Origin of the sequence: Dietzia massiliensis, from assembly GCF_018390595.1 — a bacterium.
GTDB classification, from domain to species: domain Bacteria; phylum Actinomycetota; class Actinomycetes; order Mycobacteriales; family Mycobacteriaceae; genus Dietzia; species Dietzia massiliensis.
This window is the reverse complement of the sequence record NZ_JAHBAV010000027.1, coordinates 1-15,500: the sequence shown is the minus strand read 5'-3', so window position 1 is coordinate 15,500 and position 15,500 is coordinate 1. Positions and strand designations below refer to the sequence as shown.

14 protein-coding genes, 2 tRNA genes, 1 other RNA gene and 1 pseudogene are annotated in these 15,500 nt (G+C 70.5%); 13 read left to right on the top strand and 5 right to left on the bottom strand.

Annotated elements, in window-relative coordinates; all coding sequences use genetic code 11:
* Positions 1-100: 100 nt before the first annotated feature.
* The 3 genes from KHA85_RS09265 to KHA85_RS09255 all read left to right on the top strand — a co-directional run bounded on the left by KHA85_RS09265 (position 101) and on the right by KHA85_RS09255 (position 1,885).
* Positions 101-177 (top strand) — tRNA-Met (locus KHA85_RS09265).
* A gap of 217 nt (positions 178-394) precedes the next feature.
* Positions 395-471, top strand: a tRNA-Met gene (locus KHA85_RS09260).
* A gap of 220 nt (positions 472-691) precedes the next feature.
* On the top strand, positions 692-1,885 hold the full coding sequence (locus KHA85_RS09255; protein ID WP_213185583.1) for an FAD-dependent oxidoreductase: 1,194 nt from the start codon (positions 692-694) through the stop codon (positions 1,883-1,885).
* On the opposite strand, the gene KHA85_RS09250 is transcribed toward KHA85_RS09255, so the two are convergent.
* Positions 1,882-3,009, bottom strand: coding sequence for an acyl-CoA dehydrogenase family protein (locus KHA85_RS09250; protein WP_236885435.1), 1,128 nt, complete (start codon positions 3,007-3,009; stop codon positions 1,882-1,884). The two genes, KHA85_RS09255 and KHA85_RS09250, sit on opposite strands and share 4 nt — an antisense overlap.
* A gap of 169 nt (positions 3,010-3,178) precedes the next feature.
* Between KHA85_RS09250 and KHA85_RS09245 the strand changes: the two genes are divergently transcribed.
* Complete coding sequence (locus tag KHA85_RS09245; protein WP_213185566.1) at positions 3,179-3,823, top strand: TetR/AcrR family transcriptional regulator; 645 nt, start codon at positions 3,179-3,181, stop codon at positions 3,821-3,823.
* Between the two features lie 151 nt (positions 3,824-3,974).
* A complete protein-coding gene (locus KHA85_RS09240) occupies positions 3,975-4,685 on the top strand; it encodes a chymotrypsin family serine protease (RefSeq protein WP_213185565.1) in 711 nt (236 codons plus the stop codon).
* A gap of 119 nt (positions 4,686-4,804) precedes the next feature.
* On the opposite strand, the gene KHA85_RS09235 is transcribed toward KHA85_RS09240, so the two are convergent.
* The 3 genes from KHA85_RS09235 to KHA85_RS09225 all read right to left on the bottom strand — a co-directional run bounded on the left by KHA85_RS09235 (position 4,805) and on the right by KHA85_RS09225 (position 8,397).
* The gene (locus KHA85_RS09235; protein ID WP_106385778.1) at positions 4,805-6,010 is read right to left on the bottom strand and encodes an acyl-CoA dehydrogenase family protein; all 1,206 of its coding nucleotides are present in this window, start codon (positions 6,008-6,010) and stop codon (positions 4,805-4,807) included.
* A 49-nt stretch (positions 6,011-6,059) separates the two neighbouring features.
* Positions 6,060-7,466 carry an acyl-CoA dehydrogenase family protein gene (locus KHA85_RS09230; protein WP_213185564.1) on the bottom strand — a complete coding sequence of 469 codons (1,407 nt, stop codon included), beginning with the start codon at positions 7,464-7,466 and terminating at the stop codon, positions 6,060-6,062.
* A 121-nt stretch (positions 7,467-7,587) separates the two neighbouring features.
* Positions 7,588-8,397, bottom strand: coding sequence for an inositol monophosphatase family protein (locus KHA85_RS09225; RefSeq protein WP_213185563.1), 810 nt, complete (start codon positions 8,395-8,397; stop codon positions 7,588-7,590).
* 164 nt (positions 8,398-8,561) lie between these two features.
* On the opposite strand from KHA85_RS09225, the gene prfB reads away from it, so the two are divergent.
* From prfB to ssrA, 8 genes are all read left to right on the top strand, one after another.
* Positions 8,562-9,668, top strand: coding sequence for a peptide chain release factor 2 (gene prfB / locus KHA85_RS09220; RefSeq protein ID WP_131884950.1), 1,107 nt, complete (start codon positions 8,562-8,564; stop codon positions 9,666-9,668).
* A complete protein-coding gene (locus tag KHA85_RS09215) occupies positions 9,668-10,564 on the top strand; it encodes a mechanosensitive ion channel family protein (RefSeq protein ID WP_213185562.1) in 897 nt (298 codons plus the stop codon). The genes prfB and KHA85_RS09215 overlap by 1 nt, the downstream gene beginning before the upstream one ends.
* Entirely contained in the window at positions 10,564-11,313 is a 750-nt protein-coding gene (locus KHA85_RS09210; RefSeq protein ID WP_213185561.1) for a hypothetical protein, read from the top strand. The genes KHA85_RS09215 and KHA85_RS09210 overlap by 1 nt, the downstream gene beginning before the upstream one ends.
* 105 nt (positions 11,314-11,418) lie before the next feature.
* Complete coding sequence (ftsE, locus tag KHA85_RS09205) at positions 11,419-12,108, top strand: cell division ATP-binding protein FtsE (protein ID WP_007633869.1); 690 nt, start codon at positions 11,419-11,421, stop codon at positions 12,106-12,108.
* Positions 12,108-13,010, top strand: a complete 903-nt coding sequence (ftsX, locus tag KHA85_RS09200; RefSeq protein ID WP_007633868.1) for a permease-like cell division protein FtsX — start codon at positions 12,108-12,110, stop codon at positions 13,008-13,010. The genes ftsE and ftsX overlap by 1 nt, the downstream gene beginning before the upstream one ends.
* A gap of 96 nt (positions 13,011-13,106) precedes the next feature.
* Positions 13,107-13,616, top strand: coding sequence for an SsrA-binding protein SmpB (smpB, locus tag KHA85_RS09195; RefSeq protein ID WP_007633865.1), 510 nt, complete (start codon positions 13,107-13,109; stop codon positions 13,614-13,616).
* A complete protein-coding gene (locus tag KHA85_RS09190) occupies positions 13,616-14,461 on the top strand; it encodes a DMT family transporter (RefSeq protein WP_007633864.1) in 846 nt (281 codons plus the stop codon). The genes smpB and KHA85_RS09190 overlap by 1 nt, the downstream gene beginning before the upstream one ends.
* A gap of 82 nt (positions 14,462-14,543) precedes the next feature.
* Positions 14,544-14,917: a transfer-messenger RNA gene (gene ssrA, locus KHA85_RS09185) on the top strand.
* Between the two features lie 120 nt (positions 14,918-15,037).
* Here ssrA and KHA85_RS09180 read toward each other — a convergent pair.
* Positions 15,038-15,500, bottom strand: a pseudogene (locus KHA85_RS09180) (HNH endonuclease signature motif containing protein); the annotation flags it as partial.

The window sequence follows — 15,500 nt, the reverse complement described above, 5'->3', positions numbered from 1 at the left end:
CCCGGGCCGGTCTCCCCGTGTGACCGGCCCGGGCGTCGTCGTACGGCCGGCCGATTTGCCTTGTCGGTTCAGTGGCACGTAGTGTCATAGATGCAATCGACGCGGGGTGGAGCAGCTCGGTAGCTCGCTGGGCTCATAACCCAGAGGTCGCAGGTTCAAATCCTGTCCCCGCTACCACGTGCACGACGAAGGGCCCTTCCTCACGGAGGGGCCCTTCGTCGTTCGGGCGGGGTCGCTCCGGACGGCATCGCTCCGCACGGCATCGGCGCCCCCGGCCGATTCGTGGTTCGCGGTCGCTCTTTGCTAAGGTCATACCTGACCGAAGCGGAGCCGAGAGGGAGACCACTCGACCGCCGGACGGTCTAACGTCACCCGGTATCGCCCGGATGATCGACGCGGGGTGGAGCAGCTCGGTAGCTCGCTGGGCTCATAACCCAGAGGTCGCAGGTTCAAATCCTGTCCCCGCTACCACGCACTCAGGCCCGGTTCCCTCAGGGAGCCGGGCCTGAGCTCGTTTCGGGAGGAACCCCGTCCGGCGCGGCCACCGGGTTAGTGTCCGATCCGCGTCGGCGACCGCCGCGCGCCCGCCGGCGTCGAACCCCCCGGGGACCTGCTGCGGACCCTGGAGGACACCAGTATGAAGACCCGCGCCGCCATCGACGAAGGGCTCTCGTCGACTCGGACGGCCCGGATGACCGACCATGGGGGCGTGACACTCGAACCCGGGACACCCGCCGCGCCCGTCGACGTGGTCGTCATCGGAGCCGGGCAGGCCGGCCTGTCGGCCGGACACCACCTGCGACGCCGTGGCTTCGCCCCGGCCGGCCGGGCCGCGGGTGAGGACCGGAGCGAGCGCACCTTCGTCATGCTCGACGCCGACGAGGCCCCGGGCGGCGCGTGGCAGCACCGCTGGGAGTCGCTCACCATGCGCACGGTCAACGGGATCTTCGCCCTCCCGGACCACCCCGTGCCCGACGTCGACCCGGACACGCCCAGCCGCGAGATCCTGCCCCGCTACTTCGCCGACTACGAGGCCCGCCACGACCTCGACGTCCGGCGGCCGGTCCGCGTGCGCTCGGTACGCAGACCTGTCCCCGGGCGGGACGACCCGGCCGGCGACCACCTCGTCGTCGTCACCGAACCGACCGGCGCGCCCCGCCGCGGCACCTTTCGCCCCGGAGACCCACGGACCTGGGCGGCCCGCTACGTCATCAACGCCACCGGCACCTGGACCCGACCGTTCTGGCCGTACTACCCCGGACAGGAGACCTTCCGCGGGCGACAGGTCCACGTCCACGACTACGTGTCGGCCGACGAGTTCACCGGGCAGCGCGTCGTGATCGTCGGCGCCGGCATCTCGGCCACGCAGCTGCTCGAGGAGATATCCCGTGTCGCCGACACCCTGTGGGTGACGCGGCGGGAGATCGAGTGGGAGACGGGCCCGCCGCCGGACAACTTCTCCGCCGCCATCGACCGCGTCGCCGAGCGCACGGCGAGGGGGCTGCCACCGGAGAGCGTCATCCGCGTCACCGGCATGTACCGCGCGCCGTGGATCGACCGTGCCGACGCGCGCGGTGTCCTCGTGCGCCACCCGATGTTCACCCGCATCGAGCCCGACGGAGTGCGGATGCCCGACGGGCGGCTCGAGCCGGCGGACGTCATCCTCTGGGCCACCGGGTTCCGGCCCGCGATCGCCCATCTCGCCCCGCTCGGGCTGCGGACGGCCGAGGGCGGGATCCGCGTCGCCGACGGACGGGCGCTCGACGAGCCGAGACTGTTCCTCATCGGCTACGGCCCGTCCCAGTCGACCGTGGGGGCCAACCGGGCGGGCCGTGACGCCGTCCGCCAGATCGTCGCGGAACTGCGGGAGGGCTCGCGACTCTAGAGCGTCCGGGAGATCAGCTCCTTCATGATCTCGTTGGTCCCGCCGTAGATCTTCTGCACGCGCGCCGAGGCGTACATGCGGGCGATCGGGTACTCGGTCATGAAGCCGTAGCCGCCGAAGACCTGCAGGCAGCGGTCGATGATCTCGCACTGCTTGTCCGTGCAGAAGTACTTGGCCATGGACGCCGTCGCCGGGTCGAGCTCGCCCTTGAGATGCAGCGAGATGCAGTGGTCCAGCAGAGTGCGGGCGGCCAGCGCCTCGGTCTTACATTCGGCCAGCTCGAAGCGCAGGTTCTGGAACTTGAGGATCGGCTTGCCGAACGCCTCGCGCTCCTTGGCGTAGTCGGTCGCCAGGCGCACGGCGGTCTCGGCGGCGGCGACCGCGGTCACCGCGATGATGAGGCGCTCCTGCGGGAGCTGCTGCATCAGCTGGATGAAGCCCTGCCCCTCCTGGCCCTCGCCGCCCAGGATGTTGCTCGCCGGGACGCGCATGTCGTCGAAGAACAACTCCATGGTGTCCTGGTACTTCAGGCCGATCTTGTCGAGCTTGCGGCCGCGGTTGAAGCCCTCCAGCCCCGGCGTCTCGGCCACCAGCAGTGACAGACCCTGCGCGCCCTCGCCGCCCGTGCGCGCCACGATGACGAGCAGGTCGCAGTGCATGCCGTTGGAGATGAACGTCTTGGAGCCGTTGACCACGAAGTCGTCGCCGTCGCGCGTGGCCGTGGTGCGCAGTGCCTGCAGGTCCGACCCGGCGCCGGGCTCGGTCATGGCGATGGCGCCCACCATCTCGCCGGTCGCGAGCTTCGGCAGCCAACGCTGCTTCTGCTCCTGGGTGCCGTACTGGAGGATGTAGTGGGCGACGATCGTGCTGTGGACCGAGTTGCCCCAGCCGTCGTCCAGCGCCCGGGTCTGCTCCTCCGCGATGACGGCCTCGTGGGCGAACGAGCCGCCGCCGCCCCCGTATTCCTCGGGGATCGAGATGCACAACAGGCCCGCGTCGCCGGCCTTGTTCCAGAACTCGCGGTCCACCGCGCCCTGCTCGGCCCACCGCTCGAGGTGCGGGGCGGTCTCCTTCTCGAGGAAGGCGCGGGTGTGCGCACGGAGAGCGTCCAGGTCGTCGGTCATCCAGGGGGAGCGGAAGGGGGCGGGCTCTAACACGGGGCGACTCCAGAGTGAGGTGGGGGCCGGCGTGGCCTTGACGAGCACCACCATACAACCGCATGGCATACAGGTGTATGGTCATCATTCCGGCGGTCGCCTCGGGCGCCGCACGTCGCGGCGAGAGGTGTGCGTGATGGGCGAGGTGGGTTCAGATGGCCCCGGGTCCGGCGGCGGCGCAGGGGCGGGCGACTCCGGCCCGCGGCGCTCCGCCGACGGCGACCTCACCGCCCGCGCGCGGATCCGGTACGCCGCGCTGGAGCTGTACTCGGACCACGGCGAGGACCGGGTCTCCATGCGCCGTGTCGCCGCCGAGGTCGGCGTGACCATCGGGCTGATCCAGCATCACTTCGGCACCAAGGAGGGGCTGCGCCGCGCGGTGGACGACCTCGTGGTGGAGCACGTCGTCGACGCGCTGGCGACCGTCGAGCACACCGGGTCCCCGGCGGAGGTGGTCGCGGCCCGCGACGCCGCCGTGCGCGACATGCTCGAGCGCAACCCGATGGTGGTGAAGTATATTAACCGCGCCCTCATCGAGCCCGACGGCCGGGGCGCTCCGCTGCTCGCGGCGATCGTCGACCTCACCACCAGGGAGGTCGAGAGTCTGCGCCGCGGCGGCCACGCCTCGACGCGCTCCTCGGAGAAGGTCCAGGTGGTGCGCACCCTCATGGGGCAGGTCGGCGAACTGTTCCTCGAACCGATCGTGGCCGCGATCTGGTGTCGGATCGGCGGTGCCGACGACCGACGTCCCACCATCCGGATCACGGTCGGGGAGCACTGACCGGCGGTGTGCCGCTGGGGCGGTGGCCTCGCACCCGGATTCGGGAGGCGCGCCGGTGACGCGCGCGTGCGTCGTGCACGGCGGGGCCCCGGCCGCTAGTCTGACGGAGCGTAGACCCGGGCATTCCGCCAGGGGTGGGAAGGACACGCTCATGAGGTTCACCCGTCTGGCGAAACTCGCCGCGACGGCCGTGATGGTCGGCGCCGCCACGCTGATGGCGCCCGCAGCCGCCCAGGCGGCGGTGCCCGTCGGCGGCGCGACCCCCGTGCTCGTCGGGGGAGTGGCGGGATGCACCATCACCGCCGCCGGTTACGACGCGGCGGGCACCCCGGTCGCGTTCACGGCCGCCCACTGCAGCGATCGGATAAACGTCCCGGTCATCCTCCGCGACAACCAGGGCGCGGGCGTGATCGGCACGGTCGCCACCCGCAACGAGATCCTCGACTACTCGGTCATCCGCCTGGACCCGGGCGTCGCGGTCCCCGTCCGCCAGGCCGGCGTGGTCGGCCGCGGGCCGGCGCCGGAGTTCGGCGACGTCGTCTGCAAGGACGGCCTGTCGACCGGCCACACGTGCGGCATCACCTGGCAGCGCGAGGGTGACAGGTTCTGGAGCCACGCCTGTGCCGGGTACGGGGATTCCGGCGGGCCCATCACCCGCGACGGCCGGCTCGTGGGCCTGGTCTCGGGCGGCCACATGCCGCCGGCGGCCGGGGCGGCCGGCAGCCTCGGCCCTGTTCTGCCCTCGTGCCTGCACCCGGCCCAGTCGCCGTTCTTCCTGCCCGCGCTGGGGTACTCGTTCGACGCGATCGTCGCCGACGCCACCGCGCGCAACTGGCCCGGAAGCGGCTTCTGGATGGCCTGACGGCCCGGCCGGCCCCGGGATCCATCGAGAGGAGCGTTCCGCACACCCGCTCGGCGTGGTGTGCGGAACGCTCTTCTCGTTGATCCGACGGGTCTCGTCGCCCCGTCCGGCGGGTCAGCTCACTTCAGCTCGGCGCTCGACAGGTCGAGGATGCGCCGGGCGATGACCAGCTGCTGGATCTGCTGGGTGCCCTCGAAGATGTCGAGGATCTTGGAATCGCGCGACCACTTCTCGAGGAAGCTGCGCTCGGAGTAGCCGTAGCTGCCCGCGAGTTCGACGGCGCCCAGTGTCACGGCAGAGCCGGTGCGCCCGGCCTTGGCCTTGCACATCGACGCTTCCTTGGTGTTGGGCATCTTGTTGTCGGCCATCCACGCCGCGCGCAGCGTGAGGAGGTACGCGGCCTCCCAGTCGGCCTCGAGCTCGAGGTACTTGGCCACGGCGGCGGGCTGGCTGGTGGCGGGCCGGTCGTAGTCGATCTCCATCCCGGCCTCCTCGAGGAGCGTGCGGATCTCCTCGAGCGCGGCGCGCGCGACGCCCACCGCCATGCCCGCGACCAGCGGACGGGTGTTGTCGAACGTCTGCATGGCGCCGGCGAAGCCCTTGTCCACGCGGATCTCCGGGTCGCCCAGGAGGTTCTCCTTGGGGACGCGGCAGTCGGTGAAGGTGATCTGCGCGGTGTCGGAGGCGCGGATGCCGAGCTTGTGCTCGAGCCGGTCCACGGAGACGCCGGGGTGGTCGCGCGGCACGACGAAGGACTTGATGGCGGCGCGGCCCTTGCTCTTGTCCAGGGTCGCCCACACGACGATGTGGTCGGCACGGGCACCGGAGGTGACGAAGATCTTGGTGCCGTTGAGGACGTACTCGTCGCCGTCGAGGCGGGCGGTGGCCGACACGGCGGCGGAGTCGGAGCCGAAGTCCGGCTCGGTGATGGCCATGGAGGCCCACACGCGGCCGAACTTCTCCATCTGCTCGTCGTTGGCCACGGCCGCGATGGCGGAGTTCCCCAGGCCCTGCCGGGGGATCGAGAGCGTGAGGCCGACATCGCCCCAGCAGGTCTCGATGATGTTGAGCAGCGATTTCATGTTGCCGCCGTTGGAAACGCCCTCGCGCTTGGGGGCGCCGCCGGATCCCATCGTGGCGCCCGAGGCGGCCTGGCCGGCGTCCTCCATGGCCTCCATCATGGCCTTGAGGGTGTCGAGTTCCACGGGGTACTCGTGCTCGGCGAGGTCGTACTTGCGCGAGATGGGCCGGAAGATCTGGGTGGCCACCTGGCGGGCCTGGTTCGCACCCGCCTGGAGCTTCTTGGGTAGTTCGAGGTTGATCATCGCTGGATGTCCTTGGTCCGGTTCGGGAGGGTGGCGGGGCGGGGGGCGGTCACAGGACCACCACGCCCTCGGCCACGCCCACGGCGCGCAGGTCGCGGTACCAGCGCTCGACGGGATGCTCCTTGGTGAACCCGTGCCCGCCCAGCAGCTGGACACCGTCGAGGCCGATCTTCATCCCCTTGTCGGCGGCGATCTTGCGGGCCAGGGCGGCCTCGCGGGCGAACGACAGCCCCTGCTCGGCGCGGGAGGCGCCGCGCCAGGTGACCAGGCGCATGCCGTCGAGCTCGGTGGCCATGTCGGCCACGGCGAACGCGACCGCCTGGCGGTGCGCGATGGGCTCGCCGAACGCGTGGCGCTCCTTGACGTAGGGCGTGACGTAGTCGAGGACCGCGTGGGAGGTGCCCACGGCCAGCGACGCCCATCCGAGGCGCGAGAGGCGGATCACGTCGGCGTAGGCGGCGGCGCGGTCCTCGGGGGACACGTCCGGGCCGCCGAGGATCGCGTCGGCGGGCACGGCCACGTCGGTGAGGACGAGGCGACCCAGGCCGGCGGCGCGCAGGCCCATGGACGGATCGGCCTCCACCACGAGTCCGTCGGTGTCGGATTCCACGACGAAGTAGGTCGGCGCGCCGTCGAGCATGGCGGCGACGACGAAGAGCTCGGCGGTGCCGGCGGTGGGCACCATCGACTTGACGCCGTTGAGCGTGAAGCCCCCGGGGGTGCGTACGGCGGTCGTCTTCAGGTCGAACGGGTCGAACAGCGGGCGAGGTTCGGCCACCGCCACGGCGGCGGCCGGGACCTTCTCGGAGGCGAACGCCGGCAGGTAGGACTTCTGCTGGGTGTCGGATCCGAACTGGGTCAGGGTGGTGGCCACGCCGGACGGCGCGAGGATCGGCAGGGCCAGGCCCATATCGCCGTAGGCGAGGGCCTCGGCGACGAGGGAGTTGGTCACCACGCCGCGCTCGGAGGCGATGCCCTCGAACTCCTCCGGGACGTTGAGCATGGTGGCGCCGATCTCGGCGGACCGCTCGAGAAGTGAGGCGGGTGCCTCGGCGGCGGCGTCGGCGTCGTGGGCGGCCGGGCGGATGACCTCGGTGGCGAACTCGCGCACGGTCTGGGAGATCATCTGCTGGTCGTCGTCCAGCGTGAGGTCGAACAGGTCGGGCCGCGCCTCGGTGTCGGCGTCGGGCAGGCGCTTGGGCGCGCCGCCGCCGGACACCTTCTTGAACGACTTGGTCGCTGCCCCGAGGGTCTTGAATCCGGTCTTGGTGGCCTCGTAGGTCACCCGGTCGACCTTCTGGCGCAGTCCGAACCGCTCGGCGAACTCCGACCCGGTGATCGTGGTCAGCGCACGCATCGCGGCGCCGATGGCGTCGATGCGTGTGGGGTTCTTGCCCGGTGTGGAGGTCTTCGCGCGTCCCGTCGTGGGCGGGGTCGTGGGGTTCTTACTCATCATCACCAGCTGTTCTCGTGACGGACGGTGGGCGGTGTGGTCGCCAACACCTTACTTCGGAGTAAGTTCCGAGCGCCACACTTTCCCCTGAAGTTCTCGGCACCGTTGTTCGGCGGGGGTTGGTTCAGCCGCGGAGCAGGGCGACCGCCTGGTCGACGGCACCCTGGCGGCCCGCCACGAACCAGTCGTAGCCGTTGACCTCCACGGTCGCGCAGACCCCGCCCGCGCCCTCGACGAGTGCGCGGCCGGGCAGCCAGTCCCACTCCGGGCAGGAGTGCTGGCACCACACGGTGTGGATCCCGCAGGCGACCGAGGCCAGGTCGACCGATCCGGATCCGAGCATCCGGATGGTCGCCGCGCCCCGGCTCACGCGGTGGAACGGCTCGGCCAGATCGGGGTCGGTGAGGAACGGCGGGTGGAGGTAGGTGGCGAGACTGCCGGCGGCGAGGTCGCCGGGGGACAGCGGGGTCACGGGGACGCCGTTGCGGCGGGTGGGGGTCTCGGAGCCGCCGACGAAGGTCTCGCCGGTGGCGGGGCGGTGGACCGCGCCGAGCAGGTAGTCGTCGGGGCCGCTGAGTGCCACTGCCGAGCACCAGTAGTCGGAGCCGGAGACGAAGTTGTAGGTGCCGTCGACGGGGTCCACGACCCACCGCCGGTCGTGGCCGCCGGCGACCAGGGTTCCCTCTTCGCCGAGGACGCCGTCGTCCGGCCGGTGGGCGGCGAGGAGCGCGGTGATGTGTCGTTCGGCGGCGTCGTCCGCCTCGGTGACGACGTCCGAGACGGACGTCTTGCGCCGGACGTCGAGTCCGTCCTCGCGCAGGCGGCGCGCCAGGGTGCCGGCGTCGACGACGAGGCGGACGGCCAGGTCGACGTCGGTCAGTCGCCCGGTGTGCTCGTCGGGCAGGGGGCGCGGGTGGCCGGTGTCGATGGACATGCACTTCCTCCGCTGGGGTCGCGGCGCGCTGACCACGGGCGGCAGCGGGTCCGCGGCTCTCGACGCTACCCGCGGCGGGCGACCACGGGTGGTGTGGCGGGTCACGTCGGGGCGACGGGCGGGGAAACGGTGGGCGACGCCCGGGCCGCGTAGACTCGGATCTCGTGCACCCTGAAGTCTCCGCCGACATCGCAGCCCTCGACGCGACCATGACCACCGTCGAGAAGGTTCTCGACATCGACGAGCTCGCCCGCCGCGTCGACGAGCTCGAGCAGATGGCCGCCGACCCGGACCTGTGGAACGACCAGGACCGGGCTCAGAAGGTCACCAGCGAGCTGTCGTACATCCAGGCGGACCTACGTCGCTGCCGCGAACTGCGGCAGCGGATCGAGGATCTGCCGCTGATGTACGAGCTCGCGGAGGAGGAAGGCGGCGACGCCGTCGAGGAGGCGGATGCCGAGCGGGCGAGCCTGCGTGAGGACGTCGAGGCCATGGAGGTCAAGACGATGCTCAGCGGTGAGTACGACCAGCGTGAGGCCGTCGTGAACATCCGCGCGGGCGCCGGCGGTGTCGACGCCGCGGACTTCGCGGAGATGCTCATGCGGATGTACGTGCGCTGGGCGGAGAAGAACGGCCACAAGGTCGAGGTCTACGACACCTCGTACGCGGAGGAGGCCGGCATCAAGTCCGCCACCTTCATCGTCAAGGGCCCGTACATGTACGGCACCCTCTCGGTCGAGCAGGGCACCCACCGCCTCGTGCGCATCTCGCCGTTCGACAACCAGGGGCGCCGCCAGACCTCCTTCGCCGAGGTCGAGGTGCTTCCCGTGGTCGAGACGGTCGACTCGATCGAGGTCCCGGAGAACGAGGTCCGCGTCGACGTGTACCGCTCGTCGGGTCCCGGTGGGCAGTCGGTCAACACCACCGACTCCGCGGTGCGCCTCACGCACATCCCCACGGGGATCGTCGTGACGTGTCAGAACGAGAAGTCGCAGCTGCAGAACAAGGTCGCGGCCATGAAGGTTCTGCAGGCCAAGCTGCTCGAGCGCAAGCGGCAGGAGGAACGGGCCGCGATGGACGCCCTCGGTTCGGGCGGCAACGCGTCGTGGGGCAACCAGATGCGCTCCTACGTGCTGCACCCGTACCAGATGGTCAAGGACCTCCGGACCGAGCACGAGGTCAACAACCCGTCGGCGGTGCTCGACGGTGACATCGACGGATTCATCGAGGCCGGCATCCGGTGGCGGATGCGGGAGGGGGCCGACGCCTAGTGAGGGTCCAGACCGACTTCAGCGGAATTCTCCGTTGGCTGAGCAACGAGGGCCTGGAGGTCGTCCTCCTCGTCCTGGGGGCGGCCCTGCTGACCCGCGTGATCGGCAAGATCGCCCGGATGTGGACCGGCCGGATCGACGCCAGGAACGCGGACAAGGAGCTGTGGTCCGAGGAGTCCAAGCACCTGCACTCGCTGATCCAGGTGCTCTCCTATGTCGCCGTCGCCGTCCTCTACGTCCTCTTCGGGATCCAGATCCTCCTGCGCTTCGGCGTGAACCTCGTCGCCCTGGTCGCGCCGGCGACCGTCCTCGGCGCGGCACTGGGCTTCGGCGCGCAGAAGATCGTCCAGGACTTCCTCGCGGGATTCTTCGTCCTCGCCGAGAGGCAGTACGGGTACGGCGACATCGTGGAGCTCACGACAGCGACCGGCGTCGCCGCCGGCACCATCGAGGACGTCACTCTCCGCGTCACCCGGCTGCGCACGCTGGACGGTGAGGCCGTGATCGTCCCCAACGGTCAGATTGTCACCGCCGTCAACCAGTCGCAGGACTGGGCGCGGGCGATCATCGACGTTCCGGTCCCCAACAACGCCGACATGGACAAGGCGCACGAGGTGCTGGCCGAGGTGTGCCGGGACATCGTCGACGACGACCGTGTGGGCGAGTACGTGCTCGACGAGCCGTCCGTGATGGGCGTGCAGTCCATCAAGCTGGAGCAGACCATCATCCGCCTGCTCGCCCGCACCAAGCCGGGAATGCAGTGGGAGGTCGGCCGGCGCATGCGCGCGGTGATCCTGCGACGGTTCAGGCAGGAGGGCATAGTCCTGGAACCGGAGGCGCTCGCGGCCATCCGGGCGGGGATGCTCCGCCCGCAGACCGGAGAGGGGAGCGTCTGATGGCACGGCACAGAGACGACGACACGACCCGGAACGACGACACGACCCGGAACGACGACACGACCCGCGACGGTGACGTGGCCCGGGGCGCCGACGCGACCCCCGACGCCGGCACGACCCGGGAGGATGACGCCACGCGTCAGGAGCCCGTGCTGCGCCAGGACCCGTCCGCCCGCGAACAGCCCGATCCGCTGGGCCTCGGCGGCACGCCACCGCCCGACGCGCCCTCACGCCGGCCGAAGCCCGCGATCGTGGCGCTGATCGGGGAGTTCCTGTCGATGTCGCGGACGACCGCGATCCTTCTCGGTGCGTTCGTCGTCGCCGGGGTGCTGTATCTGCTCGTCCGTGAGCAGCCGGTCGTCGCCTTCGGTCCGCCGGCCCCGCCCGCGACCAGTGCGCCGACCGAGCCGGCTGAGTCATCGTCCGAGCAGACCGGGCCGTCGGAGCTTACGGGCACCACCGATCCCACTCCCACGACAGGGCCGGATCAGACGGGGACCGCGACGACCGGGACGACGACCACCGGCCCCGAGGGCACCGCCAGCACCAGCCCGGGCCCGGGTGGCTTGCGCGGAACGGCGGGATCGACTCCCACCCGGCAGGAGCAGACGCAGGCGCCGCAGCAGCAGGCACCGCAGCAACAGGTGCCGCAGGAGCAGCCTCAGCAGCAGTCGCAACAGCAGACTGGTCAGCAGGCACCCGAGGGCGTTCCGACCTCTGTTCCGAGCGGCGGCGCCCTCGAGGGGTGACGCCTATCGCTCGGGCACCGGGCGGCGCTTCGGCGGTCCCGCCGGCGGATCACGGTGTTCGGCCAGCAGCGCCGACAGTGACGGGTGTGGCGCTAGGCTACTGGCGTGATCAGTGCTGACCGTGTGACCAAGTCGTACGCGTCCGTGACGCGTCCGGCTCTGTCCGATGTGAGCGTGGAGATCGACGACGGCGAGTTCGCCTTCCTCATCGGTGCCTCCGGCTCCGGTAAGTCGACCTTCCTGCGGCTGCTGTTGAGGGAGGAGCGGCCGGACTCGGGTCGGCTCGTCGTGGCCGGCCACGATCTCACACGCATGAAGAACTCGGATGTGCCCGGGCTGCGGCGTTCGCTCGGCTGCGTGTTCCAGGATTTCCGCCTCCTGCCGGGCAAGACGGTCGCGGAGAACGTGGCGTTCGCGCTCCAGGTCATCGGCAAGTCCCGCCGGACCATCGAGAAGGTCGTCCCGGAGACGCTCGACATGGTCGGACTGGGTACCAAGGCGGATCGTCGGCCGCACGAGTTGTCCGGGGGAGAGCAGCAGCGAGTCGCCATCGCCCGGGCGTTCGTGAACCGTCCCGTGCTGCTGCTCGCGGATGAGCCGACGGGCAATCTCGACCCGGAGACCAGTGAGGACATCATGTTGCTGCTCGACCGGATCAACAGGACGGGCACCACGGTGCTCATGGCTACGCACGACCGCCACATCGTGGATCGGTCGCGCCGCCGGGTCGTGGAACTGGTCGACGGTGCAGTCGTGCGGGATGACGCGCGCGGGACTTACGGGGTGGATCGCTGATGGCCGTCCGATTCATCGCCTCTGAGGTCGCCCAGGGACTGCGCCGGAACCTCTCCATGACGCTGGCCATGATCATCACCACGGCCGTCGCGCTGGGGATGCTGGGCGCCGGGCTGCTGGTGGCGATGACCGCGTCCGCGAGCCAGGCCAAGTACGACTACCTCAACGAGTTCCGCGTCTACGTGGACCGCTCGATCTCCGTCGAGGACCCGGAGTGTGCGGCGGAGTGCGCGGGAATTCGCGAGCAGCTCGAGGAGACGCCGGGCGTGGCGTCGGTGGAGTACAAGAACCCGCAGGAGACCTACTCCGAGTTCGTCGAGCTGTTCGCCTCGACCGACCCGGTTCTGGTGGAGTCGACGTCGCCGGACGCTCTCGGCTCGCGGTTCACCCTCACTCTGTCCGATCCGACGCGGGCGGAGGAGGTCGCGGTGGATCTGGCGGACGTGTCCGGGATCGAGGTCGTGCAGGGGCAGGGTGAGCTGGTCGAGCGCGTCTTCTCGGTTCTCGGCGGCATCCGCAACGCGGCGTTCGCCATAGCGGTGGTTCAGCTCGTGGCGACCGTCCTGCTCATCGCCAACATGACCCAGATCGCGGCGTTCACGCGACGCACCGCGGTCGGGATCATGCGCCTGGTGGGCGCGAGCCGGTGGTACACCGAGTTGCCGTTCGTGCTCGAAGCGGTGATCGCGGCGATCACCGGCGCCGTCCTTGCGGTGGGGGGTCTGTTGGTGGCCAAGAGCGTGTTCCTCGACAGGGTGCTGGACGAGGCGTACCGGGCGAATCTCGTTGAGCGGATCACGACCTCCGACATCCTGGTGCTCGCCCCTGGGCTCGTCGTCGCCGGCGCGGTGGCCTCCGCGTTGACGGCGTGGGTGACCCTGAGGCTGACGGTCCGTCACTAACGGCCCGGCACTGATGGCCGGCACTGACGGCCGCCGCCCCTTCCGGCTCGTCTAGACTCTGGGGGCTGCGCAACAGCAACGAGGAGGTGAACCGACGTGGCCAAGAAGAACAAGAAGAAGGGCGCGTCCTCCCTCGGCTCCGACGGGAGCATCGTCGCGAGTAACCGCAAGGCCAGGCACGATTTCCACATCCTGGACACCTACGAGGCCGGCATCGCCCTCGTGGGCACCGAGATCAAGAGCATGCGGGAGGGTAAGGCGTCGCTGGTCGACGCGTTCGCGACGGTCGACGACGGCGAGGTGTGGCTCCGCGGGCTCCACATCCCCGAGTATTCGCACGGGAGCTGGACGAATCATGCCCCCAAGCGGGCGCGGAAGCTCCTGCTACACCGCCGGGAGATCGACTCGCTCGTGGGCAAGGTGCGCGACGGGAACGCGACGCTCGTCCCGTTGTCGCTCTACTTCGTGAACGGTCGCGTCAAGGTCGAGCTGGCCGTCGCGCGGGGTAAGCAGGCCCACGACAAGCGGCAGGACATCGCCCGGCGGACGGCCGAGCGCGAAGCGGTCCGCGAGCTGGGCAGGAAGATCAAGGGCATGCGGGCGTGATGCCGGTCGCGCTGGCGTCGACCTCGGCGGTGGCGTACGGCATCAGTGACTATCTCGGTGGCGTGGCGTCCCGCCGCGCGCGGGCGTTGCGCGTCGTCAGTGTGGCCTACCCTGTCTCGATCGTGCTCGTGGGGGTCGCGGCCCTCGTCGCGGGCGGCTCACCTACTCCGGCGGGCCTGGGGTGGGGGTTGGCGTCCGGGCTCGCATCCGGCGCCGCGGTGTGGACGTTCTACGTGGCGCTGTCCAGGGGACCGATGAGCGTCATCTCGCCGATCACGGCGGTCCTGGCCGCCGCCGGACCACTGGCCTTCGGGTTGGCGGCGGGGGAGCGGCCCGGGTCCGCGGCGATGGCGGGGATGGCGGTGGCGCTCGTGGCCACCGTCCTCGTGTCCCTGGAGGGGGTGGACGGCTCGTCCGCCGCGCACGGGCGGTTGACGGCGTCGCTCCTGGTGATGTCGGTTGTGTCGGGCTCGGCGTTCGCCGCCTTCTTCGTCCTGTTGTCGCGGGTGCCCGCGGGCGAGGGGCTCTGGCCGGTCGCGGCGTCGCGGGTAGGCGCGACGGTGATGTTGCTCGCCGCTGCCGTGGCCGCGCGTGAGTCGTTCCGCTTCCCGCGCCGTCTCATCGCGATCGGGGTGGTGATCGCCGTGTTCGACGCGATCGCGAATGGTGCGTTCTACTTCGCCTCCCAGGCGGGGATGCTCTCCCTCGTCAGCGTCATCGCCGCCCTGTACCCCGCCTTCACCGTCGCGCTGGCGGTCACGCATGGGGGCGAGCGGATGCGCGCGGTGCAATTGGCCGGGCTGGGCCTGGCCGGCGTCGCGATCGTCCTCCTCACGCTTGGCTGACCGGAGACGGACGTCACCCTGGTATTCGACGGTTGCCCGGGGTATGGTTGGAGGTCCGTCGGCGGAAGTCGACGGCTCCTGAGGGGCTGATGTGGTTTCGACTACGTGAGCTGACGCAGGGGAAGCGTGCCGGTGCAGGCCAGAGACCACCGTAAGCGTCGTGGCAACCAATTACGCGCCGATACCAATCAGCGCGACTACGCCCTCGCTGCCTGATAGCGAGCCCGTAGTCTGTCGGCCCGGGGTCGCTCTCGCCCCGGAACCCGGCATCATCTAGAGGGATCACCGGCTCACCCGGTCACGGGGTGGGTCGGGACAACTCACAGTGACTGGGATCGTCATCGCCAACACGTCCGCATGAGGGCGAGATCCGAGTAGAGGCCAACGCGGACTGCGCACGGAGAAGCCCTGCCGATGCTGCGGAGGACCCGGGTTCAATTCCCGGCAGCTCCACAATCGGGCTGAACCCCCGGTCGTCTCGACGACCGGGGGTTCAGCGCATTTCAGAGTGCTGCTCGGAACCATCGATGCAGAGCCCGTCCGCGCGCCGGCCGCCGGCGCTGGCCCCCTCCTGCCTCAGAAGGGTGGTGGTGGTTGGAGGAGTTCGTCGAGGTGCTCATGCAGTGCGCGGAGGATGGCTTTCTCCAGGGCGCTGTCGGTGGGTTTGTTGCGTTCCCACCAGCGGCTGGCTTCGGCTGGGGTCACCCTTCCGCGCGGGGCCGGGTCCGAGTGCGGGGCGGCGTCGGTCTCGGCAGGCGCCGCCGCGGGCGAGCTGTCTATGGAGGCGTCCCCGGCCTCGGGTGGCGGCGTGGTCGCCTCGGTGGCGTTGCGGGCGGTGGTGCGGGCGCGTTCGCGGGCCAGGCGTTGGGCGCGGCGGGCGAAGTAGGTCGCCTCGTCCAGGACCCCGGCCCCGTAAACGGGGCTGGGGTTGCGGCGTTGCTGACGCGCCCAGGCCTCGGCCTCGTCGCGCTGTTGCTCGCGCCAATGCTGGGCCAGCGGCCCGCCGGGTCGGGTGAGCATGACGGTGCCGTCGGGGGTG